A 22,940-nucleotide genomic window follows, 5' to 3' on the forward strand; every position below is an offset into this window, starting at 1 on the left:
CCCTTGCTTGTATTGTTTGCTTACTTATCCGAGGTAAGGTTTTAGCGTCTTACTACGGGATGTATGTCTGAGACGGCGAATAGCCTTCTCTTTGATCTGTCTTACCCGCTCTCTTGTAAGGTTAAATTTCTCACCTATTTCTTCCAAGGTCATGGCATGTTCACCATTTAAACCAAAGTAAAGTGTGATTACATCAGCCTCCCGTTGCGTTAAGGTGGAAAGTGCACGTTGAACTTCCTTACGAAGGGAATCATTCATCAAGCCATCATCTGGCTTTTCGTCTCCGTCATTTTCCAATACATCCAATAGGCTGTTTTCTTCACCTTGTACGAATGGCGCATCCATGGATACGTGGCGACCAGAAATCTTCATTGTATCCACTACCTCATTCGCAGTTACTTCAAGCACCTCTGCCAATTCTTCTGGTGAAGGCTCACGCTCAAATTTCTGCTCTAGCTCACTGAATGTCTTGCTGATCTTATTCAATGAACCCACACGGTTCAATGGAAGACGAACAATTCTAGACTGCTCAGCCAGTGCCTGAAGGATAGATTGTCTAATCCACCATACGGCATAAGATATGAATTTAAATCCACGAGTTTCATCAAATCGCTGTGCAGCTTTAATCAATCCAAGGTTACCCTCATTGATCAAATCTCCCAAAGAAAGTCCTTGGTTTTGGTACTGCTTGGCAACTGATACTACAAATCGAAGATTGGCCTTAGTTAATTTCTCGAGGGCCAATTGGTCACCTTCTCGAATTCTCTTGGCCAGAACTACCTCTTCATCTGCTGTCAACAGGTCAACTTTTCCAATCTCTTGAAGATATTTATCCAGGGACTGACTTTCTCTGTTGGTAATCTGTTTGCTAATCTTTAGCTGCCTCATTCAGGAATATGATTTGTGAATTTTAATATATTAAGAGAATCAAATTAATCAATTGTTTCGATTAACCTTATGCACTCGGTGTTGGTTTTTCAGGTTTTGGCAATAATGCCTTTCTAGAAAGCTTAAATTTGCCAGTTTTCTTATCGACGTCAATCAATTTAACCTGTATTTCTTCGCCTGGCTCAAGTACACCATCCATAGTTTCTACACGTTCGTGCTTAATCTCGGAGATATGAAGTAAACCATCCTTACCCGGCATAAATTCCACAAAAGCTCCAAAAGGTTGAATATTTTTCACTTTACCAGTGTAAGTCTCCCCTATTTCAGGCTGAGCCACAATTGATTTGATACGTGAAAGCGCAGCATTAAGTTTATCTTGATTAGCAGAGAAAATATTAATTTTACCCTGATTGTCTATTTCTTCGATCACGATAGTAGCTCCAGTATCCTTCTGAATTTCCTGAATTACTTTACCGCCTGGCCCGATCACTGCACCGATCAATTCCTTTGGAATCATCATGATGAATGATCTTGGAGTATGTGGCTTCAATTCTGACTTAGGCGCCGCAAGTGTTTTAGTGATTTCATCTAAAATATGAAGTCTTCCGTCTTTAGCTTGAAGCAAAGCCTCTTTCAAAACAGAGTAATCCAATCCTTCTACTTTCAAATCCATCTGACAAGCAGTGATTCCTTTCGCAGTACCAGTCACTTTGAAATCCATATCACCTAGGTGATCTTCGTCTCCCAAAATATCAGATAAAATAGAGTACTTTCCGGTTTTCGCATCAGAGATCATACCCATTGCAATACCAGTTACTGCTGATTTGATAGGAATACCTGCATCCATCAAAGCTAATGAACCAGCACAAACCGTAGCCATAGAAGACGAACCGTTAGATTCCAAAATATCCGAAACGATACGAATTGTATATGGATTCTGATCAGCAGGAGGAAGTACCTTTTTCAAAGCTCTCATAGCAAGGTTGCCATGGCCTACTTCTCTTCTTCCTGGTCCTCTGTTTATTTTCACCTCACCGGTAGAGAATCCTGGGAAATTATAATGTAGATAGAACTTATTGTAACCTGAAATGGTCGCTCCATCTACCATCATTTCGTCCATCTTAGTACCTAAGGTACAGGTCGTCAATGATTGAGTTTCTCCTCTGGTAAATACCGCAGAACCGTGAGCAGATGGCAGGTAATCAACAACAGACCAAATAGGTCTCACTTCGTCAAGTTTTCTACCATCCAATCTTTTCTTCTCGTCTAAGGTCAAGTTTCTAGCTGCTTCTTTATGGATTTTGCTAAAATATGGACCAATTAAACTTGCTTCAAACTCATGCTCTTCGCCTAGGCTAGCTACAAATTCTTCTTTGATTTCTTTGATCAAAGAAGAACGTTCAGATTTATTAGCGATTAGTTTGCTTACTGATGCATAAAGTTTGTCATAAACATCAGCTCTCATTTTATCAAAAAGTGCTGGATCAGACTTCTCGTGATTGTATTCTCTTTTTACTTCTTTGCCTACAAGCTTGGTTAGCTCGATTTGAGCTTGGCAATGTCTCTTGATTTCTTCATGAGCGTATTGCATTGCTTCCAGCATCTCTTCTTCTTGGATCTCATTAGCTTCACCTTCTACCATTAAGATGAATTCTAGCGAACCAGCTACGATAAATTCTAAAGAAGCTTTTTCCAACTCTGTTGGGGATGGATTGATTTTCAGTTTACCATCTATTTTCGCTACTCGAACTTCTGAGATAGGGCCATTGAAAGGGATATCAGAAACAGCCAAAGCTGCAGAAGCAGCAAGACCAGCCAATGCATCTGGAAGCACATCCTCATCTCCACTGATTAATGTGATAGCGATCTGAGTATCTGCGTGGTAATCATCTGGGAAAATTGGGCGAATAGCTCTATCTACGATACGGCTAATCAAAATTTCGTAATCGGAAAGTCTTCCTTCTCTCTTTAAAAATCCTCCAGGAATCTTTCCTGAGGAAGCAAATTTCTCTTGGTAGTCAACAGACATAGGTAAAAAATCCACTCCTTCTCCAGCTTCCTTCTTGGACATTACTGTAGCCAAAAGCATAGCTTTCCCCATCTTTACTACTACTGATCCATCAGCCTGCTTTGCCAATGCACCTGTTTCTATTGTAATTTCTCTGCCATCTTCTAGGGTGATGGTCTTGGTGATTAAGTTCGGTAACATAAATGATTGTTAGTTTGCGTCGTTAGTGATAAAAGTCTTCGTATAACCTTAAAAATAAAAAAGTAAGGTCCTCACTCTAGAGAACCTTACTAGTTTGGTTATTTTCTGATTCCTAGCTCGGCGATGATTGATCTGTATCGCTCGATTTCTTTCTTGTGAAGGTAATCCAATAGGCTTCTTCTTTTACCTACAAGCTTCAACAAACCAAGTCTTGAGGAGTGATCCTTCTTATTTGACTTCAAATGCTCAGTCAAATGCTTGATTCTGTGTGTAAAGAGGGCAATCTGAGACTCAGGAGATCCTGTGTCAGTAGCAGATTTTAACCGTCCATGATTCTTAAATAACTCTTCTTTAATCTCTGAGGATAAATACATGTTTAGCTAAATTTTGTAAAACAACCACAAAGGTAAGGTTAATTTTGAGAAAATGAAAGCTTAATGCGCTTTTGAAACAAGAACTTTAAAGCGCTTCTGAATGCTTTTCCAGATATTCACATAGAAGTCCGGCTCGAACAATCTAGCATCCTTTCTAGCCTGCTTCACAAAAAACAATCCAAAAGGAAGTAAGCATAGATTTGAAAACCAAGTTCCAAATAAAGGGTCAGCAATCCCTTCTTTTGCCCATTTCTCCCCAGTAATTGTGAGCATGTAATAGACAATAAAGAAAATAATAGAAACCAGCACAGGCATTCCCAACCCACCCTTTTTGATGATGGCACCAAGTGGTGCACCAATCAAAAACATTGCAAAACACGCAAATGCTTGGGTATATTTTTGATACCATGAGATCTGATATCTTCTATATTCTCGTTGGTAATTGTCGATTTGGTCATTCTTAATTCCAAATGAATTCTTGAGGCTTCTTGAACTAGTCAATGCTATAGTAATTGAGGTCTGATTATAATTCCGACTTGTGACTAAGGAATCAATCCGGGCACGTTCCTTATCCGTCAAAGGAGCAGTCCTGCGTACTTTCAGTTCTTTTTTGGGAGGTACAATTCGATTAGTATCTAATTCAGCAAGTTTATTTTCCTCCAATTGCCTGTTTTTAGATGAAAGAAGAATCGAGTCATTTGTAGGGATTTTACTTGCAGCCTTGACTGACCTTGCAGAGGGAACAATAGAATCATCTGATGCTATTAATCTTGTTTCAGGATTATCAGTTAATACCGAAATGGTGTCGTTTTGGATTTGATTCTTTGCCTGTTCGAGAGAATCTGCAAGTGCTCTTTCCCTTTTCATTTTTAGTGTTTTGATAGAATCATCCAAAGATTTGCGTTCGGCTATATCAGCCGCAGGTTTGAACTTTCTATTTCTAGCAAAAAAGGAATAATTACTTTCCGCTTCCCTGTAATTTTGAAAGCGCTGCTCATTAACCAATGAACCAATTGAATCAAGTCCTTCCTTAATTTGGGAAATGTTTTTAATAGAGCGATTAGTAGACCATGCATCTTCCGCCGTCCTGTTGAGTTTGAAGGTATTATTCAAGTCAAACACAATCTCATTCTTATCAAATGACGTTCGCTTAAATTCTGCAGGCTTGCTATTGATTCCTCTACTTGGTCTGTCTTCACGGTAATTAATACCGTTATACAAAGTGAGCTTCATATAATTTTCGCTGAAAAAAGGCTCCATACTACCCGAATCAGCAAGAGTGACATCCAAGTTGGCTGATTCACCCCCGGCATGGCTATAAATCAAAATATCATTGAGCCCATACTCTCCTACTTTGTCATTTACCTTAATACTATACCCTGGAATACCATCGTAGAAAACACCCGCTTTGATATCCAGTGCAGGGGATTTCATCCGGATATCATATAGTAAACTGAAAGTCTTAAGGTTTACTTTCGGCACCAGATAATTATTAGAAAGGTAGGCTGCAAACGATAATACAATCACAAAAACTCCAATGGGCCGAAGTGCACGAAGCAAAGAGATTCCGCTACTTTTGATGGCTGTGAGCTCAAAATGCTCCCCTAGATTTCCAAAGGTCATCAAACTGGAAAGTAATACAGCTAGAGGTAATGCCATGGGAGAAATGCTGATCACGAAATACCCAATCAGCTCCATATAGATCCAAAAACCCAGGCCTTTCCCAAAAATCTCATCGAAGTATTTCAGCATGTTGACTGTCAACAAGATGAAATCCACGACAATAAAAGTCAATAAAAATGGGCCCAAAAATGACCCAAGTATAAGTTTATCTAGTTTCTTCATTATTCAAACTGCTCACAAGGCAAATACGAAGCCTCGGAGGCGAAGTTCAAAATTGGTAAAATCAATTGAGATTACCCACCAATAATATCTTTCAATCTTCCGATCATGCCTTCCCAAATCGCGATTAGCTCTTCATCATCGTAAACATCTGAATAATCAATCACTTTTAAAAACAGCGTTTGGGTAAGATCGTTTTCTTCCAGTTTAAATTCAATGAACGCATGATCTGACTCGTCTGGATTTTTCGGGTCATAAAATTCAAATTTCACATGGGAATTGCTACGTTGAGAAGCTAAACGGGCATAATGATCTTCATTGTCAAAATTGAAAATGTAATTCTTGTCCTCATTTATTTTCACTTCATCTGCAAACCATTCTTCTAATCCACTCGCAGTACTCAAATAATGGAATACTATCTTTTTGGAGGCATTGATTTGATAATCAGCCACAAACTTGTTTTTAACCATGATAATCACTTTTACACTATGTAAAAAATCATTTTTTTAAAGAACCTCAACTTGCATTTCACACTACAAGACCTCATATTTGCATTCCCATTCGAAAGGGAGGTTTCGGGGTTGATAATAAACGGTTGTCAACTAATTCAATTGACGGATGATTGTGCTTTAATATAGGCATTAATTTCAAAAATCAATACCCAAAAAATGTTTCTGATATTTTAGAAACTTCTTGAAGTAATTCAACCAACATTAAATATATCTGGCGAGGTATCCCGATGGCTATCGGGAGCAGGATTCATATCCGCCGCGGCGAACGGGAGTTCAATCTCCCAATTGAAATATTGAAATGAAATTATATTTGGCGAGGTAGCTCAGTTGGTTAGAGCGCAGGATTCATATCCGCCGCGGCGGACGGGAGTTCAATCTCCCAATTGAAATATTGAAATGAAATTATATTTGGCGAGGTAGCTCAGTTGGTTAGAGCGCAGGATTCATAACCCTGAGGTCGGGAGTTCAAATCTCCCTCTCGCTACAAAGGCTTTCAGAAATGGAAGCCTTTTTCTTTTATCAGAAGTGTATAATCTTAGTAGCGTAGGATTCATATCCGCCGCGGCGGACGGGAGTTCAAATCTCCCTCTCGCTACTAAAGGCTTTCAGAAATGGAAGCCTTTTTTTATTTTTGTATATGGATGAATTCGTCGTGTATGTTCTTTTTTCCAGATCATCAGGCAGAACCTATACAGGAATGACTTCTGACTTAATTACTAGATTCCATTTTCATAATTCTAAGTCCACCAAAGGATTTACGCTGCGATACAGACCATGGATTGTTATTTATGTTGAATTCTTCCAGCTTAAAAAAGATGCCATGAAGCGAGAAAAAGAACTTAAATCAGGCAAAGGAAGGGAATGGATTAAGAAAATTTTTCTACCTGACTTCACTTAGAACTCAGGATTCATATCCGCCGCGTCGGACGGGAGCCAACCTCCGGCAGGTAAATTCAAATCTCCTTCTCGTCCCGAATGCTTTCGGGAGCTTTCGGAAACGGAAGCCTTTTTCTTTATAATAGGAAATAAAGTCAAAAGAGGTCGCTTCATTCACAGTTATACTGCCCTATATCTTGCGGAAATATATTTCCCTATTTTTAGGGGATGACTTCGTCCGAAATAAAGAATCCACCTACCTCCATTTTTGAAAAACTCAAGTTTCTGGGACCTGGATTTATCCTTTCAGCTTCCATCGTTGGATCAGGGGAATTAATTGCCACAACCGTACTTGGAGCAGAGGGCGGATTTGTTACGTTTTGGATCATTCTTGTTAGTTGCCTAATAAAAGTGGCTATCCAATTGGAATTTGGGAAAAATGCGATCATCACTGGGAAGCCGCTTATGACATCTTTCTCCTTATTGCCGGGACCAAAAAACTGGGCAGTCTGGAGCACATTTTTATTAACGCTCTTCAAAATAATACAACTAGGCGGGATGATTGGCGGGGCAGCGATCGCACTAAGTATGCTAATTCCGCAACTCTCTCCTATTTTATTAGCATTCATCTTGGGAGCAGTTACCAGTCTATTGATTTATAGAAATTACTACAGTATAGTAGAGCGAACATCTATGTTTTTGGTTTTTGGCTTTACAATTTTTACGCTTGCATCTGTGATGGCAGTCAGTTATAGTCCATTTGCATTTACTATATCGGATGTACTTAGCGGGTTGACTTTTGAGTTGCCATCAGAATTGATTTTTGTGGCAATTGGAGCATTTGGAATTACTGGGGTTGCCAGTGACGAAATAATAGCCTACACCTATTGGTGCCTTGAGAAGGGTTATGCCAAATTTGCAGGTGAAAATGATGGGAGTAAGGAATGGGAAGAGCGAGCTAATGGCTGGATAAAAATCATGTATTTGGATGCCATCGTAGCAATGATTATTTATACCTTAGTCACCGCTGCATTTTATTTATTGGGAGCTTCCATTCTACACGGCAATGAAGATATACCTAGTGGCAATCACTTGATAGAAACCTTAGCCAATATTTACACACAAACATTGGGAGGAAGTGCCAGACTTGCTTATATAACAGGAGCATTTTTTGTGCTATTTTCAAGTGTCTTTGCAACGCTGGCCTATTGGACAAGATTATTCCCTGACATTTTCGGAGAGTTGGGTTGGATAGCTTATGAAGACCTGAAAACCAGAAAAACCTGGGTTGCCCTTTTAGCCTGGGTTTTGCCGGTTTTGTGGGCAATTGCCTTTGCCTTTGTGAAGCTTCCCGCATTTATGGTTTTATCTGGTGGCGTAGTTGGATCTGTCCTTCTTATACTGGTCGTGTATGCCGCAGTTCAGTTTCGATTTAAAAATAGCCCATTAAATCTGGCTTCCGGAATAATAACAACTATCCTATTTTGGCTGAGCGTTCTCTCTATTGGATTAGTATCGGTGTATGGAATTGTAAAGCTTTTCTAACGCAAAAACAGCTATAAATTATAAGCTTATTCTATCCTGGAAGAATTCAATCCGGATTGGTAATCTTTTCTAAAAATGATCTTATCTCATCGCTTTCTGGCCTAGGAGCATTTGGATGTATTAATTTCCCCTTGGGATCAAAAATCAAATACCTTGGAATCCGCGCTACATCCAGTGCTTTTAGATATTCAGATTCTTCTTTGTTTATGGCGACAAAAGATTGCTCTGGAATTGCGATATCATATTTCACAGCGACCTCCTCCCAAAACTTATATTTATCATCAACTGATAAAAATATCACTTCTACTCCTTTGCTTTTATAGGATTCATTTAAAGCTAGCGTTGCAGGGAATGCTTTGATACAAGGGAGGCACCAAGCTGCCCAAAGATCAATGTATAAGTAATTTCCTTTTTTTTGGTCTAAAAGCTCTTCAAAGCTGCTGAAGCTTTTTTGCAGCCCCATCAATTCAACATCTGGATTCAGATCTATGAGGCCTTGGTTAGAAGAATTCAGATAAAGTAGCTGGGCTGGATTATCCAATCGGTCTCCATATCGCTCAAGAATTTCATCTGCTTCCTTAAAGGATAAATGTGGGATTTCCTTTTGTAAATAATGAAAGAGTAGTGATTTTTCCTGGTAATTCAACTCATTTCCAGCAATCAGTGAATCAATTAATACCCTTGATTGAAGCTGAGTTTGATTGGCTAATATCAGGTCAGAAAACTCATCCAAATACACTCTGTTGCCTAGCTGAGAATCATCTATTTCTAGAATTGAACTGATAGACATTTGGGTATTGATAACCAAATTTTCAGGATCGTGTGCTTCCAATTTCGTGCGCTCCAATCCATTTTTAGAATCGTAGAAAGCTTTAAATTCTTCAGTAATTAAACCGGCATTCGCTAGGGAATCCAGCCAATCCAGCTCTCTTCGAAATCCCTGCATGGCTTCATCTTTGATTCTTTTCAGATCCTCATTAGTTTCCAATTCGAAGGGAAACGCCTTTGTCTCATTCCACAAAAAGTAGAAATCCTGGGCTTTTGAATGGGATTTACCATATAGCTCAGTATTTCTAAGTAATTCCAGATTGTAATCGTAAGGTGAGCGCTCTTTGCTGATGGAAGTAAGCCATGGCTTTTTGTCTTTCTCTTGGATTAGAATAGAATCTCCCTTTTCGAGAAAAAAAGTGAACTCTACTTGGCTATTGTCTCGATAAACTAAATCAAGTGATTCTTTTGAAGTATTTAGTACAAAATCAGTTTCAGGATTAAATGAGATTTCTACAGTAAGCTGATTATCATCTAAATACTTGATTATTGCCTTCCGTCGCTGAAAAAACTGCTGTGTGACACTATCTTCAAAAACCAATACAATTTGGCCTGGCCCAACAGAGTATATTCTGCTCTCTCCCTTTTCTTCAGAATTGCAGGAACAAAGACCAATAAGTCCCAGAAAAAAGCACATGAAATAAACATTGATATTAGTCTTTTGCATTGCGCTTAAATTGGTGTTCCAGACTTCTATCCTTTTCCAAACTTCTTAAAATAGCTGAATCCAGCCGATGGTTTCTGATGAAATTATAGGTTTTCCAAAAACTTGAATCAAGTTCATATTTGTTATTTTCCACTTCTTCATCTCTGCCAAGTGCATCTTTCGCTCGAATCTTTTTCAAATCCTCAGTCATAGGAACATCAAACCAGATAGTACTGATATCCATTTGATGTATGCCCACGTCACGATTTATCAATCTTAATTCCTTGTTGCGAATCATTTCCGGATAATAGACTCCATCGACTTCCCTAAACTTCGCGAAAGTCTGATACTCACCTGATTGATAACTAATTTGATATTCAACAATTGCATGGTTTCTACTGTTTATTTTCAAATAGCTGCTCCCATTTGGAGGATCTTTAGTGCTGAATGCTATTTGATAAATCGTGTCATTTCCCACAATCTCCTCTCCCATAAATCTCCGGTATGTTGGCAACTCTGGAATACCCATAAATCGATCCCCGTCTTTCCCAAACCAAGTTTTGGAATTGTAAGCATCACCTCGAAATCCATTATTATGTTGATAGGTTTTAATAATTTGGTTTGATGATCCGAGTGTACTTCCTGTTGATTTAATATGCTCTCTAATTCGCTGCTTCAGTATTGACATGGAAGAATCAACCTCACCCAATTCGTCGCTTTGTCGTAGCGATTCAAGCTTAATTCGAAGTGACAATCCATCCTTTTTATAGCTAACATCCTCTACCAACACAGCTGCCTCTACGAGCTTTGTAAACTCCTCGTAATTCGTAGATACTTTTCTGTAAAATCCTCTCAGTTGGTGACGATTGTCTGGATAGTTTTTGGGGATATTATCAATCGCTTTCGAAATCATCTCCTCCATAGAATTATCTTCAGGCATCACTGTCACTTCATTCAAAGAAAGTAATTGCCTTTGAAGCTTGAGTGTGTTCCTCGTTTTTGCTAGCGAAGAGATTGACACTTCCTTCTTTTCATATCCAATAGAAGAGATCACTACAATTTCATCCATGAACTGAGAAGGGAAAAAGAACTTAAACTCTCCTCGCTCATCTGCCAAAGCTGAAAAATCAGGGTAGTTCTTTAGGTACAGGTATGCAAATTGGACAAGAGAGGAATCTTCCTTGTCTATGACGACACCGGAAATGCTATTTGCTTGCTGATTTTGTGCGGCTACAAAATGAACCCAAAGAAAAAAGACAGAGAATACTAAAAATCGCATCACCTAATAAAATAAAAAGTCAGAGTATTATCAATAAAAAGATAGTCTAACATCCAAAAAGCCATCCGATGTATAGAAAATCTTTTGAATGCACACAAAAATTACCCACGTACATTTATTTAAAATCCTGGATTATAAATCTGCTCTCTCCAACACCAGTACCATATCCTGCTCCAAAGGATTTTCAAACTCAAGAATATGACTTTTTTGAGGTGCTTCTCCATCCAAATACCTATTGTTGATAGGATCAAACCAACGAGCATTGTATCTAATATCGTCAATTGAAAATAGCATTATAGGCTGATTGGTTGGAGAATAAATTAAAATGGTTGATTTATCCTCATTTGCCACTACGGACACAAAGTGATTATAAACCTTATCTCCAGGCTGATTAACTAGCAATTCATTTGCAGGCTTCAATTCCCACCAGTTAAAGTTGCTGATAAATTCATGTAAATAACCTATCTGATGGCTTCCATCAAAATCTATGCTTTCCTTCCAAGTATGCGTTCCTTCGGATGGTTCATGATTTTCTATTTCTTCTCCCTCTCTTAGCCAAGGCCATATCCCATTTGCTCCGTAAGTTATCCCCGAAATCGGAGCAGCAAATATGCTCCAATAAGAAGCGTTTCGTACATCTTTAGCAGTGATTTTAAAATTTATTTCCTCATAGTTGGGCTCGGTATTTATAATAGGCATAGGGCGAAGTTTGCTCCAACGGTCTGCAATTGGGCCCTTATTGATCCAGTTAACTGTATTGGCTTGATTCGAATGAGAAGATTGATAGGTGATTACATCATACCAATCTTGATCTTCATACAGGTCTCCCAGCCAGGATATTCCATGAGGATGTAGTGTGACTAAACCTTGATGCTTTCCCGCACCAAATACCTGAGAACCTATTGATTTCCATCTGTCTTCCAAATCACCGTAATATTTTCCATCACCACCGAGCGTCCAAAGCACATGGTTTCCTTGATATCTTGCCACGATATAGTTGGCCAGCAATACCGCTTCTCGGATGGGTAAATAATAGCCAGGACTAAATTCTGACCCCTCCCCGAAAGGTAGCGCCCATAAAATCACCGGTGAGACTAATAATCCCTTTTTATTGGCTTCTTCAATTTTCTGATCAATACGTTCGAAAAAAAATGTTGGATCGAGTGTGATCTTTCCTGATCCGGTAAATGCGACATTTCCTTCTGCATTGGTTGATCCTCCTCTCCACTGCGTAGTGACTAGCTGAATTGTGTTATAATTATGCTCTTTTCTATGACTCAAGTAATACTCCCATTCCTCATCGGTTGATTTCAGAGCGCCATTCCAAGCCGTACAGGCAGTCCAGAAAAATGGAGTTCCATCAGCATGGCTTAGGTGATAAGTACCTTTGGGTTGGATAAGGGTGCCGAGTTGATAGATGTCCAGTTCGCTTTGATTGGCTATGCATTCAAATGTGTCGCTGACTTCGTGCAGACCTGCGTTATTTTTATCAGAAGAGATAGTTTTAAAGCTCCAAGTTCCTACTTCATTGGGCATAAATCTGACTTTCCAGGTTTTTCCCCCGTCCCAAAAGCCTCTTACGGTTTTCTCCTGACCTGATGGAGATATAAAAGTGATATCGAAGGTGCTGACATCATATAGTGCATTTGAATAGTCCTTCGTACTCATGAACACTCGTTCAAACCTATCGTATTTAGCCGTTTGGCTGAAAGCAAAGTGGTGGAAAATGGAGAATGCAAGCGCCAAAAATATTTTAAAAACTTTCATAGGCTGAAGTTTCACTTATAGTATCATTTTAAAAGAATTAAGATAGTAAAATTTACAAGCTTCACCTTCATGCATTTTGGCAGGCGACGATCAGCCAAAAAAAACCTCATCTAATCTGTGTACTCTCCTGTGGTTAAACATAAAAAAAAGCCTTCCCGAGGGAAGGCTTCCAATAAAATAAGACAGTGCAACCTTATTTTACTCTTTCAACTACAGCTTTAAATGCTTCAGGGTGATTCATGGCCAAATCTGCCAAAACCTTACGGTTAAGTTCGATCTCACCTTTCTTCAATAATCCCATTAATTGAGAATAGGATACGCCGTGCTGTCTAGCACCTGCGTTGATACGCTGAATCCACAAAGCTCTGAATTCTCTTTTCTTCGCTTTACGATCTCTGTACGCATACTGAAGACCTTTCTCATACTTATTTTTGGCTACTGTCCATACGTTGCTACCTCTTCCGAAATAACCTCTTGTGGCTTTAAGCACTTTTTTTCTTCTTGCTCTGGACGCTACCGCGTTTACCGATCTAGGCATAGTGTTTTGTTTTTTGACGCATGGTGTCCCGAATTACCGGAATCTTTAAACCAATGTGCCTGGTGAATAAATAAACCTTAATTAATTGATTTTTAAGCTACTGTCGAAAATCAGATTCTCAACATGTCTCTTACTCTACCCTCATCAGATTCGTGAACAAGACCTGTTTTGGTCAAGTTTCTCTTTCTTTTGGTAGCTTTCTTAGTCAGGATGTGGCTTTTGAAAGCGTGTTTCCTTTTGATTTTGCCGGTTCCCGTTAAAGCGAACCTCTTCTTTGCACTGGATTTGGTTTTTACCTTTGGCATTTTGCTGTATTTATTTAGTTGAAATTTATTTCTTTCCTGCCTTCGGAGCGATGAAGATGTTCATTCTCTTTCCTTCCATTTTTGGAAGCTGCTCTACTGCACCATATTCGGCCAGCGCCTGAGCAAATTTCAGAAGAAGCATCTCTCCTCTTTCCTTAAAGACAATGCTACGGCCTACGAAATGTACGTAAGCCTTTACTTTTGCGCCTTCTTTGAGGAAGTTGATTGCATGCTTCAGTTTGAAGTTATAATCATGCTCATCTGTATTCGGTCCGAATCTGATTTCTTTCAAAACAATCTTCGCAGCATTGGATTTGATCTCCTTTTGCTTCTTTTTCTGCTCGTACTTAAACTTTGCGTAGTCAAGGATCTTACAAACTGGAGGTTCAACATTCGGAGAAATCTCTACAAGATCCAAGTCATTTTCCTGTGCGAGTTTGATGGCTTTTTCGAGCGGAAGTAATGCGTTACCGCCTTCGACGAAATCTCCAACCAGTCTTACTTCACGTGCTCTGATTTTGTGGTTTACTTTATAAGGCTCTTCCTGTCTACCTCTATAGGGTTGTCTTTGGTTTCTCAAGTTTGCGTTGATTGTTTTTATGAAATTGGATGCAAATATCGGAATTATTTCTAATTAAGAAAAACTGAATTAAATAATACAGTATTATTACTTACTTAATGATGCTGAAATAATGCCCTGAAAATAATTTATAAACTCCTCCGCTGAGAAGTTACCTAGATCTCCTTCACCATGTTTACGGACAGAAAGCTTTCGCTCTTCCTGCTCCTTTTCCCCTACTATCAGCATAAAAGGCACTTTTTTAACTTCAGAGTCACGGATTTTTCTTCCGATCTTTTCATCTCTGTTGTCAATAGAACCTGATATTCCCGCGTCTTCGAGGATTGACTTTATTTCCTCAGCATATTCTACATATTTCTCAGAAATAGGCAAAATATTTATCTGCTCCGGTGATAGCCATAAAGGGAAGTTACCTGCACAGTGCTCAATAAGCACTGCGACGAATCTCTCCAAAGAACCAAAGGGCGCTCTGTGGATCATCACAGGTCTATGCTTCTGATTGTCCGAGCCAATATACTCCAACTCGAATCGTTCTGGTAATTGATAATCTACCTGGATAGTTCCCAACTGCCATTTTCTTCCCAAAGCATCCTTCACCATAAAGTCCAACTTAGGGCCATAAAAAGCAGCCTCACCTAATTCTGTGACCGTTTCTAAGCCTTTCTCTGCAGCTGCTTCAATGATTGCTGATTCAGCTTTGTTCCAAGCTTCATCTCCTCCGATATACTTGGTAGGATTTTCTGGATCCCGTAAGGAAATCTGGGCAGTGTAATCATCAAAGCCCAAAGCTTTGAATACCCAAAGCACTAAATCAATCACCTTGATAAACTCTTCCTTCACCTGGTCTGGACGACAGAAAATATGTGCGTCATCCTGGGTAAATCCCCTTACACGGGTCAAGCCGTGTAATTCTCCGCTTTGTTCATAGCGATAAACAGTACCAAATTCTGCATAACGAATGGGCAATTCTTTGTAGGAATGTGGTTTATGCTTATAGATTTCGCAGTGATGTGGACAGTTCATAGGTTTCAGCAAAAACTCTTCCCCTTCATGGGGAGTGGTAATTGGCTGAAAAGAATCCTTACCATATTTCTCGTAGTGGCCTGAAGTCTCATACAAAACTTTATGCCCAATATGTGGAGTGATTACCTGTTGATATCCTGCTTTATCCTGCGCTTTCTTCAGGAAATTGACCAAACGCTCTCTTAATAAAGTGCCTTTTGGTAACCAAAGCGGAAGCCCCGCTCCTACTTTCTCCGAGAAAGTGAAAAGCTCCAACTCACGGCCTAATTTCCTGTGATCACGTTTCTTTGCTTCTTCCAGCAAGGTTAAGTAATCTGTGAGTTCTTTGGCTTTTGGGAATGTTACGCCATAGATACGGGTCAGCATTTTTCGCTTCTCATCCCCTCTCCAATAAGCTCCTGCGATGTTGGTCAGCTTTACAGCCTTTACAAATCCAGTATTAGGAATATGCGGTCCTCTACAAAGATCAACGAAGTTTCCCTGCTGATAAAAGGTAATTGAACCATCTTCAAGTCCTTCTAAAAGGTCGAGTTTGTACTCATCACCCTTTTTCTGGAAGTATTCTATGGCATCTTTCTTAGAAATATCACTACGGATATATTCATTCTTCTCACGTGCCAATTCGATAATTTTCTTCTCAATAGCTTCCAGTTCCGACCCATCCAATGTTTTATCACCAAAATCTACATCGTAATAGAAACCTGTTTCGATGGGAGGCCCGATACCGAATTTGATGCCGGGATGAAGGGATTCCAAAGCCTCTGCAAGCAAGTGAGCTGAAGAATGCCAAAAGGTGTTTTTTCCTTCCAGATCATTCCAGGTCAATAATTGGACTTTTGAATCTTCATGGATAGCCCGGGTAGCATCCCAAACCTGTCCATTTACTTTTGCGGCTAGAACGTTCCTGGCTAAACCCTCGCTGATACTTGCAGCAATCTGTAGTCCGGTAGTTCCTTTCTCGTACTCCTTCACAGTGCCATCCGGAAGGGTAATTTTAATAAGTCGTGACATTTGCTTTTTTTATTTCTGCCCATACAAACAGGCATAAAGATTAAGTTGCAAATATGCACAAGACGGATGCAATCAAAAAATATATGGGAAGGGAATATGGAAATGAACTCTTATTTCTTCACTGTATAAGCAATTAGCATCGGGTTTACAGAATCCTTCCCTTGTTCAACGCACTTTTACACTTAAAAACTCAATCCCAAACCTAGGCCTGCATGGATAGGCTGAAAATTCAAAGTTCCACCTGACTTATTTGGAAGATCAAAAAATGGAGTATATCCTACCCTAAAAAAGAAACCTCCTTCAGGCTTTTGATAGCGATATCCCACTCTAAATGGCAGGATTGCAGCCAAATGATTAGCTCCTCTGGTTTGGACTAAAGTTCCTGATTCAAAAGTAGAATTGACCTCATTTTGCAAATACGGCGTAATACCAACACCAAATTCAAGATGATGCTTACTTTTTCCAAACAAAGCTGAAACCTCTAGAGGCACTGCAGGATTCCAGATGGTAGAACCCTCGATCGGATCTGCCCAAAGCGAAAAACCTGCACTTCCGTTTAATTTGAATCCCCCTTTCTGATGAAAAATGCGACCATAATTGAACGCGTACTGGCCTGCATTTCCTCCAATTTCCAGAAAAACCGAATTTCGAGCTGTAAAGGTCTGCGAATCCTTTTGGGCTAAGCTATTGAAGGAAATTGCGATAACTAGAACTATAGCACAAATTATAGCCGGTTTGAGTTTAGGTGCTATCATAAGACAATTGATGTTTAGGATTCTTTCTGAAGAAAACTTCTTGTGGCTTTACTATCAACTAATACCTGATTTCGGAATTTATTACTAATTCTTTATTCATTTAAATACCTACTCTACTTTTTTAAAAACTCTTTCCAAAACTTACTCCTGCCCAATAAGGATCTATAGACCAACTTTTCCCTGCTCTTACAGGAACATTAATAATTGGCGTATAGCCAACCCTAAAAAAAAATCCACCTTCAGGTTTTTGGTATCGATATCCGACTCTAAGAGGAATGAAGGCGCCAAAAACCACTTTGTCACTGAATTCAAATGTTTCGGAATTAATATCTAAAGTTCTGCTTAAGTTCTGCTTAAGAATGAAGTAAACCCAAAACCCAATTCCAGATGATAGTTTGACTTGCCATATAAGGCTGTGACCTCTAAAGGAATAACGGGAAGCCAAATCGTCTTGAAATCATTTAGTTGATTACGCCACATAGAAAAACCTGCACTGGCATTCAATTTTAGCTTCCCTTTTTGATGAAATATTTTGCTGTAGTTGACTGCATATCTCCCAGAACTTCCTCCGAATTCAACAAACACCGAATTTCTGGCTGTAAAGGATTGGGGTTGCTTTTGGGCTAAGCAATTGGAGGAGATCGCGAGAACCAAAACTAACCCAAGTATAAGTGCTGGTTGGAATTTAGACACCTGCATAAGACAATTTAATGTTTAGAGTTCTTTCTGAATATGAATTATTACTTCTTTACAGTATAGACGATTAAAACTGGATTTTCAGAGTCTTTGGCCGCATAAGCAGCATGGGCAAAGCTTTTCCCTGTGCCTTTTACGTATTCCTCAAAAGCTTCTAGGCCAAGCTCAGCTTTCTTTTTTTGAAGAGTTTTGAAAAGGGTCTTTCCAGGAATAGTAACCCCAACTTTTGCATCGTTAAATTGATGAAGAATCGAATATGGATCAAAAACCTCATCTAAATCATCTGAAATCCTTCCTTTTATTATCCGAGTCTGTTGGCTTTCTCTATCATAAAACACATTGTAAAAATCCTCTTGATAATTAAAACCTGAGTAAAACTTAGATTCTGTTATAAACCATTGATGCGGCACAAAATATAGTTTTGATCTTTTATTGATAAAATCTAGCTCTTCAAGCGCAGTAGAGGATTCCTCAATATTTTTCAATTCATCGATACTTTGAGCATACTCACCAAAATCAAAAGCCAGTTTTGGTATGAATTCTCCCGACTTGACCTGATAAATTGTATCGTTAAAGGACATTCCAGAATAGATGGAATTTTCAGATTTCTTATATGTATTCCTTCCTGAATAATTCCCGTAGTATGCCTTTAATTCAAAAGGGAAAGCCATTAATGTATCTTTGAAATCAGTGTCTACACTTGATATGAAATACTTCCCAATCTCTCTTGGGTTAGCATAGAAATAATAGCGTTTTTCAAGGTCAGAATACACACCCGATTCAATGTGTTCCTTCAATTTTTCCTCCTTTATAAATTCTCCATCTAATGAAAACCACATCAATTTTGGTGGATAAACACCAAGTATAAGGACTTCATCCTTGACAATAATGGCATCATCAAAATCCAAGTATTTCTCTGGACCTTCCCCATAAGCCCGGATTTTTGAGAGATACTTCCCTGAACGATCGAAAATCTTAATACACTTGCAACCGAAAATATCTATAGTGAAGATCTTGTCCTCATAGAAAAATATCTTATTCAAACCTCCTAATTGAGCATCCTCAGAATCATCCTGTAGCCAGATATATTCGATTGCAGGCTCAAAGAATTCAGAGAGTGCCCCTTCTCTGGCTTCAGAGAGGTCAACATTAATGATTTTTAATCCATCGTTGGATTGATCTGAATTTGCCTCGCCACTGGATGAGCAAGAGGCTAAAAAGCTGGAAAGCAATAAAACTAAAAGTAGGTGAAGGTATTTCATCTACCCAAAATAGTGAATAGAATCCAATAACTAAAGAATAATTTGTCCAGAGATTTTTACCGCAAATGGCTTAGCATCAGTATTATCCAAATAAGTCATTCTATGGAAGAAGTCAACTCTGAAGAATCTAAAGATATTTTCTACACCATAGCCCAGTTCAATAAATGGTTTGGTAGGATCAAGTCTTCCAAAGGTCTCCATCGGATTTCCCATCGGATCCACAGTCGGTGCGTTTGCTATGTTTTGGTTGCTCACAGAACCAAAGAGAATATTCGCATTTGCCACAGCACGCCATTTTAGCTTTTTCAGCAAAGGAATTTTGTTAAGTAAAAAGCCTTCAAAATAATGTCTATATCTCAAACTTGCGTACTGATCTGAGGCAAATTCATTGAAATTCATCGTGTTGAAAGCAGCAGAAGTATAGAACAGGGTTTCATTCCCCAGATGATTTTTCAAGACAGGATATGGAACCTCACCGAATACTTTCCCCGCATCGAATTCATATCTGGATACACCAAACATCCCCACATTCAATCTTTGATAAACATAGAAATTCAACTTAGAATAAGCTATATCTCCTCCCAACCTGTTTATCCCTTTGGCATAGCTCAATTCGAAAATAGGCCATCTAAGTGGGCCTAAAGAAGTTCGTTCATTGTCATTGATCAAGATGGTTTCGTCACGACCGTATCGCAGGCCAAGCTTAGCTTCGGTAGTTGCAAAATTAGATTTATACTCTCCTGTGCCTTTTTCCAGATAATAAAAGTTATACAAAGGTTCGAATTCCATGAAGCTCAAATCTGAATACATGAGAAATCCTTTGAAGAACTCACGTTGAAAATTCACTTGATGCTTTGTGCTGAAATACGGTCTTCTTAGCGTCCCAAATCTACTTGCTGCCAGAAAAACACTATTTCCCTGCAAACTGGAAATCTCTAAGCCGACTTGGTCAATTTCCTTTTGTGTGAATAATGAGACGGAAGTCCAGTGCACTCTATCCAAAATACGGGTGACCTTGGCTGAGTATTTCAGCTGACTATCTTTGAAACCATAGCCCGCATAGCCACTAAATACCCATTTATTGCTGAATTTCAGATTCGTACGGAAGCCCATTCCGAGCCTCACTCCTTCTATATCGTTATAATTGAAAAATCCTGGCCATGGCCCTATATCCACTTTTCCTAAAGGCAAATAGCCAGTTCCAAAAAACTTAAGTCCTTCAGAATAAAATCGAACGATTGGGATTCTCTTCAAGGTATCCACCATTCTTAACACCGCTATTTCTTCCTGAGTCAGAATATCTTGACGATTTTCATTCCAAAACTCCTCACTCGCTTCATCATAATCAGGCAATAAGGTCACCGAGTGATTGAAAAACGATGTGGGTTGTGGATCGCCAACTTTAACACTATCCGCAGAGGTATAAAATTTCGCCAGGAGTCCCGCGGTTTTTGGGGTGATTTGGCCAATTTTTATCTGAACTCTAGTTTTGGAAGGAATCAAAGGGCCTGCTGTGGTAGGTGTCAACTCCTGTTGGATTTTTATTCGGTCTATAAAATTCAGGTTTGCTTCCTTTGGTATTGTCAAATCAACCTGCTTCAAAGCATACGTTTCCTTATTAATCCAAATGGTACCTGAAAATGCCAAGTCTTGCTCTCTCAGAGGATAGACTTTCAGTAAGTAGCAGGAATCGCTTCCTACCAAAACTGAATCAATTAAATCATAATCGTAAAACTGTTTCCACCCATCGGCGATAGGCGAAACAAATTCCTTCCCAACAATATTTAACCAGTTTTTATAAAAATTATATTCCTGAAAAGCAGAACCTGTAATTTGAGAAGTTGTAGATCCATCAGTAACTCCGACACCCGTCACTTTAGCTTTCTCTACCACTTCTTTTCTAAGCTCTGGATTATTTCTAAAGTAGAATTTGGAAAGGGTTTCTGAAAAGAACACAGGAAATATTTTCTCACCTTCATCATTGGTCAATTGCTTGATCGAATCCAAGACAGCAGAGACTTTCTGGACAGTTTTACGCTGCGTAAATTCCTCCGAAACATGGTCGATATCAATTTCTATCTTCGTATAGTTCTTTGTTTGATAAGCAGATAGCTGTCTTTTATCAAAGTCCTTTTTTCTATCGACTGCTTCTCGGATTATCTCAAAAGCCGGGTTTTCCCCCGCCTCAAAAACAAAAGCTTCCATCTCAAAATCAGAAGGTTTGAGCTGGAAATTGACCGTTTGCTCAGCTACTTGTTGGAGCGCTTTTACTCCACTGATATATCCCAGATAGCTCACAGAAATACTATCTGTAAGGTTTTTTGTCGCTATGCTATAATTCCCCTCAAAATCTGTAGAAACTCCAATTGTAGTGCCTTTCAATAAAACAGAAGCAAACGGAATTGGATCTCCGGTAGCAGAGTCAGTCACCTTCCCTTTCACCATAAATTGGCCAAAAGACTGGGTGCTAATTAGAAAGAAAAAAAGGAAAAAGTAATTGCGGAACATGAAGTATTTACAGCACTGAATAGAAATTCATGCAAAATAAATCCATTAACCATTCAAATTGCTACCTGAGCGGTTAAAATTTATAAAGGTTCTGCAAATCAGGAAAGGTATGGAAATGGAAATTTGAGAAATCCGCCACTATATTTGAGGCTGTAAACTGAGAAACATGATATACGATATTGCAATAATTGGTGGTGGGATTGTGGGATTGGCAACTGCCCTTAAAATTCAACAAGTACGACCTAACCTTAAAATCGCTATTTTGGAGAAGGAAAATCAGCTTGCAAAGCACCAGACGGGCAATAATAGCGGAGTAATTCACTCTGGGTTATATTACAAACCAGGCTCTCTCAAAGCAACCAACTGCATTACAGGATATCATGAACTCATTCAGTTCTGTGAAGAAGAGAAAATTCCATTTGAGATCACAGGAAAAGTAGTAGTTGCTACCCGCGAAGAGCAAAAGCCATTACTGAATAACTTGTATGAAAGAGGTATTCAGAACGGTTTGAAAGGAACGAAATACATTACCATAGATGAGTTGAAGGAATATGAACCCCACTGCGCAGGAGTAGCCGCGCTCCATGTTCCTCAGACAGGAATTGTTGATTATTTTAAAGTAGCACTTGCCTATGGAAGAAAAATAGTTCAAAACGGTGGTGAGATTTTTCTCAACCATAAAGTTCTTAAAATTAAGCAACAAGAAGGAATCAATTACATTGAAACTTCAAATAAAACTTTCCAAAGTAAACTAGTAATTAACTGCGCTGGACTGTATTCTGATAAGGTAGCCCAGATGAATGAAAAGGATCCAATTGATGTGAAAATCATTCCATTTAGAGGAGAGTACTTTAAACTTAAGAAGGAAAGAGAGTTTCTGGTAAAAAACCTGATTTATCCGGTACCGGATCCTAATTTTCCATTCCTTGGAGTACACTTCACCCGTATGATGAAAGGTGGTGTAGAAGCAGGTCCAAACGCCGTTTTGGCTTTCCGAAGGGAAGGATATAAAAAATCCCAAATCAATCTGAAAGAGCTCTCAGAATCCTTGGCTTGGCCTGGCTTCCAAAAAGTAGCTGCTAAATATTGGCAAACTGGATTTGGCGAGATGTATCGCTCATTTTCAAAAGCAGCATTTACCAAAGCACTTCAGGAATTAATTCCCGAAATCAAGGAATCAGACCTAGTAGAAGGAGGTGCTGGTGTAAGAGCTCAGGCCTGTGACCGGAAAGGAGGTCTTTTGGATGATTTTTCCATCCGGGAATCCGCGCATGCCATCAATGTCCTGAATGCTCCTTCTCCAGCTGCCACCAGTTCTCTGGCAATTGGTGGAACTGTGGCTGCACTTGCACTGAAAAGGTTTGATTGAAACAGTTTGGCGCAAGTCTCATGACTTGTGCCGTGGAAAGTGCAGTCTTCAGACTGCACTGAAAAAAATTAGTCATAAAATAAACAGTCTGAAGACTGTATTGGAATAGGTCTAAGTCATGAGACTT

At 39.2% G+C, this 22,940-nt stretch carries 19 protein-coding genes and 1 tRNA gene; 4 read left to right on the forward strand and 16 right to left on the reverse strand.

What is annotated here, in order from left to right:
* Positions 1-24: 24 nt before the first annotated feature.
* The 5 genes from SYJ56_RS02940 to SYJ56_RS02960 form a co-directional block, all read right to left on the reverse strand.
* Positions 25-888, reverse strand: a complete 864-nt coding sequence (locus SYJ56_RS02940) for a sigma-70 family RNA polymerase sigma factor (protein ID WP_057936313.1) — start codon at positions 886-888, stop codon at positions 25-27.
* Positions 889-955: 67 nt separating this feature from the next.
* The gene (gene pnp, locus SYJ56_RS02945; protein WP_323832140.1) at positions 956-3,097 is read right to left on the reverse strand and encodes a polyribonucleotide nucleotidyltransferase; all 2,142 of its coding nucleotides are present in this window, start codon (positions 3,095-3,097) and stop codon (positions 956-958) included.
* Between the two features lie 98 nt (positions 3,098-3,195).
* On the reverse strand, positions 3,196-3,471 hold the full coding sequence (gene rpsO / locus SYJ56_RS02950; RefSeq protein WP_057936311.1) for a 30S ribosomal protein S15: 276 nt from the start codon (positions 3,469-3,471) through the stop codon (positions 3,196-3,198).
* A 60-nt stretch (positions 3,472-3,531) separates the two neighbouring features.
* On the reverse strand, positions 3,532-5,316 hold the full coding sequence (locus SYJ56_RS02955; protein WP_323832141.1) for an LptF/LptG family permease: 1,785 nt from the start codon (positions 5,314-5,316) through the stop codon (positions 3,532-3,534).
* A 71-nt stretch (positions 5,317-5,387) separates the two neighbouring features.
* The gene (locus tag SYJ56_RS02960) at positions 5,388-5,783 is read right to left on the reverse strand and encodes an START-like domain-containing protein (protein WP_323822533.1); all 396 of its coding nucleotides are present in this window, start codon (positions 5,781-5,783) and stop codon (positions 5,388-5,390) included.
* Positions 5,784-6,235: 452 nt separating this feature from the next.
* Here SYJ56_RS02960 and SYJ56_RS02965 point away from each other — a divergent pair.
* The 3 genes from SYJ56_RS02965 to SYJ56_RS02975 all read left to right on the forward strand — a co-directional run bounded on the left by SYJ56_RS02965 (position 6,236) and on the right by SYJ56_RS02975 (position 8,246).
* A tRNA-Met gene (locus SYJ56_RS02965) sits at positions 6,236-6,309 on the forward strand.
* A gap of 153 nt (positions 6,310-6,462) precedes the next feature.
* On the forward strand, positions 6,463-6,723 hold the full coding sequence (locus SYJ56_RS02970) for a GIY-YIG nuclease family protein (RefSeq protein ID WP_323832142.1): 261 nt from the start codon (positions 6,463-6,465) through the stop codon (positions 6,721-6,723).
* Between the two features lie 206 nt (positions 6,724-6,929).
* Complete coding sequence (locus SYJ56_RS02975; protein ID WP_323832143.1) at positions 6,930-8,246, forward strand: Nramp family divalent metal transporter; 1,317 nt, start codon at positions 6,930-6,932, stop codon at positions 8,244-8,246.
* Between the two features lie 46 nt (positions 8,247-8,292).
* Here SYJ56_RS02975 and SYJ56_RS02980 read toward each other — a convergent pair whose 3' ends face one another.
* The 11 genes from SYJ56_RS02980 to SYJ56_RS03030 form a co-directional block, all read right to left on the reverse strand.
* Entirely contained in the window at positions 8,293-9,741 is a 1,449-nt protein-coding gene (locus tag SYJ56_RS02980; RefSeq protein WP_323832144.1) for a TlpA family protein disulfide reductase, read from the reverse strand.
* Positions 9,728-10,999, reverse strand: a complete 1,272-nt coding sequence (locus SYJ56_RS02985) for a carboxypeptidase-like regulatory domain-containing protein (RefSeq protein ID WP_323832145.1) — start codon at positions 10,997-10,999, stop codon at positions 9,728-9,730. Before SYJ56_RS02985 ends, SYJ56_RS02980 begins: the two co-directional genes overlap by 14 nt.
* A gap of 132 nt (positions 11,000-11,131) precedes the next feature.
* Positions 11,132-12,766 carry a glycoside hydrolase family 140 protein gene (locus SYJ56_RS02990; RefSeq protein ID WP_323832146.1) on the reverse strand — a complete coding sequence of 545 codons (1,635 nt, stop codon included), beginning with the start codon at positions 12,764-12,766 and terminating at the stop codon, positions 11,132-11,134.
* Between the two features lie 193 nt (positions 12,767-12,959).
* Entirely contained in the window at positions 12,960-13,304 is a 345-nt protein-coding gene (gene rplT / locus SYJ56_RS02995; protein ID WP_057936299.1) for a 50S ribosomal protein L20, read from the reverse strand.
* A gap of 110 nt (positions 13,305-13,414) precedes the next feature.
* Positions 13,415-13,609, reverse strand: a complete 195-nt coding sequence (rpmI, locus tag SYJ56_RS03000) for a 50S ribosomal protein L35 (protein WP_087941465.1) — start codon at positions 13,607-13,609, stop codon at positions 13,415-13,417.
* A 25-nt stretch (positions 13,610-13,634) separates the two neighbouring features.
* Positions 13,635-14,189, reverse strand: a complete 555-nt coding sequence (gene infC / locus SYJ56_RS03005) for a translation initiation factor IF-3 (RefSeq protein WP_323832147.1) — start codon at positions 14,187-14,189, stop codon at positions 13,635-13,637.
* Between the two features lie 87 nt (positions 14,190-14,276).
* The gene (gene thrS / locus SYJ56_RS03010; RefSeq protein ID WP_323832148.1) at positions 14,277-16,223 is read right to left on the reverse strand and encodes a threonine--tRNA ligase; all 1,947 of its coding nucleotides are present in this window, start codon (positions 16,221-16,223) and stop codon (positions 14,277-14,279) included.
* A gap of 182 nt (positions 16,224-16,405) precedes the next feature.
* Positions 16,406-16,978, reverse strand: a complete 573-nt coding sequence (locus SYJ56_RS03015) for a hypothetical protein (protein ID WP_323832149.1) — start codon at positions 16,976-16,978, stop codon at positions 16,406-16,408.
* A 342-nt stretch (positions 16,979-17,320) separates the two neighbouring features.
* The gene (locus SYJ56_RS03020; RefSeq protein ID WP_323832150.1) at positions 17,321-17,671 is read right to left on the reverse strand and encodes a hypothetical protein; all 351 of its coding nucleotides are present in this window, start codon (positions 17,669-17,671) and stop codon (positions 17,321-17,323) included.
* A 47-nt stretch (positions 17,672-17,718) separates the two neighbouring features.
* Positions 17,719-18,936, reverse strand: coding sequence for a 6-bladed beta-propeller (locus SYJ56_RS03025; protein ID WP_323832151.1), 1,218 nt, complete (start codon positions 18,934-18,936; stop codon positions 17,719-17,721).
* Positions 18,937-18,966: 30 nt separating this feature from the next.
* Positions 18,967-21,381: a DUF5686 and carboxypeptidase-like regulatory domain-containing protein gene (locus SYJ56_RS03030; RefSeq protein ID WP_323832152.1), complete on the reverse strand. Its 2,415-nt coding sequence runs from the start codon at positions 21,379-21,381 to the stop codon at positions 18,967-18,969.
* A 229-nt stretch (positions 21,382-21,610) separates the two neighbouring features.
* Here SYJ56_RS03030 and lhgO point away from each other — a divergent pair, with 229 nt between their 5' ends.
* Positions 21,611-22,813 carry an L-2-hydroxyglutarate oxidase gene (gene lhgO / locus SYJ56_RS03035; protein WP_323832153.1) on the forward strand — a complete coding sequence of 401 codons (1,203 nt, stop codon included), beginning with the start codon at positions 21,611-21,613 and terminating at the stop codon, positions 22,811-22,813.
* Positions 22,814-22,940: the final 127 nt, after the last annotated feature.

The sequence above is a fragment of the Algoriphagus aurantiacus genome, assembly GCF_035156405.1.
GTDB lineage: Bacteria > Bacteroidota > Bacteroidia > Cytophagales > Cyclobacteriaceae > Algoriphagus > Algoriphagus aurantiacus.

What these genes read in the sequence shown, in the direction of transcription:
- SYJ56_RS02940 (WP_057936313.1), bottom strand. Translation starts at nt 888, where the DNA reads ATGAGGCAGCTAAAGATTAGCAAACAGATTACCAACAGAGAAAGTCAG.
- pnp (WP_323832140.1), bottom strand. Translation starts at nt 3,097, where the DNA reads ATGTTACCGAACTTAATCACCAAGACCATCACCCTAGAAGATGGCAGA.
- rpsO (WP_057936311.1), bottom strand. Translation starts at nt 3,471, where the DNA reads ATGTATTTATCCTCAGAGATTAAAGAAGAGTTATTTAAGAATCATGGA.
- SYJ56_RS02955 (WP_323832141.1), bottom strand. Translation starts at nt 5,316, where the DNA reads ATGAAGAAACTAGATAAACTTATACTTGGGTCATTTTTGGGCCCATTT.
- SYJ56_RS02960 (WP_323822533.1), bottom strand. Translation starts at nt 5,783, where the DNA reads ATGGTTAAAAACAAGTTTGTGGCTGATTATCAAATCAATGCCTCCAAA.
- SYJ56_RS02970 (WP_323832142.1), top strand. Translation starts at nt 6,463, where the DNA reads ATGGATGAATTCGTCGTGTATGTTCTTTTTTCCAGATCATCAGGCAGA.
- SYJ56_RS02975 (WP_323832143.1), top strand. Translation starts at nt 6,930, where the DNA reads ATGACTTCGTCCGAAATAAAGAATCCACCTACCTCCATTTTTGAAAAA.
- SYJ56_RS02980 (WP_323832144.1), bottom strand. Translation starts at nt 9,741, where the DNA reads ATGCAAAAGACTAATATCAATGTTTATTTCATGTGCTTTTTTCTGGGA.
- SYJ56_RS02985 (WP_323832145.1), bottom strand. Translation starts at nt 10,999, where the DNA reads ATGCGATTTTTAGTATTCTCTGTCTTTTTTCTTTGGGTTCATTTTGTA.
- SYJ56_RS02990 (WP_323832146.1), bottom strand. Translation starts at nt 12,766, where the DNA reads ATGAAAGTTTTTAAAATATTTTTGGCGCTTGCATTCTCCATTTTCCAC.
- rplT (WP_057936299.1), bottom strand. Translation starts at nt 13,304, where the DNA reads ATGCCTAGATCGGTAAACGCGGTAGCGTCCAGAGCAAGAAGAAAAAAA.
- rpmI (WP_087941465.1), bottom strand. Translation starts at nt 13,609, where the DNA reads ATGCCAAAGGTAAAAACCAAATCCAGTGCAAAGAAGAGGTTCGCTTTA.
- thrS (WP_323832148.1), bottom strand. Translation starts at nt 16,223, where the DNA reads ATGTCACGACTTATTAAAATTACCCTTCCGGATGGCACTGTGAAGGAG.
- SYJ56_RS03015 (WP_323832149.1), bottom strand. Translation starts at nt 16,978, where the DNA reads ATGATAGCACCTAAACTCAAACCGGCTATAATTTGTGCTATAGTTCTA.
- SYJ56_RS03025 (WP_323832151.1), bottom strand. Translation starts at nt 18,936, where the DNA reads ATGAAATACCTTCACCTACTTTTAGTTTTATTGCTTTCCAGCTTTTTA.
- SYJ56_RS03030 (WP_323832152.1), bottom strand. Translation starts at nt 21,381, where the DNA reads ATGGTGAAAGGGAAGGTGACTGACTCTGCTACCGGAGATCCAATTCCG.
- lhgO (WP_323832153.1), top strand. Translation starts at nt 21,611, where the DNA reads ATGATATACGATATTGCAATAATTGGTGGTGGGATTGTGGGATTGGCA.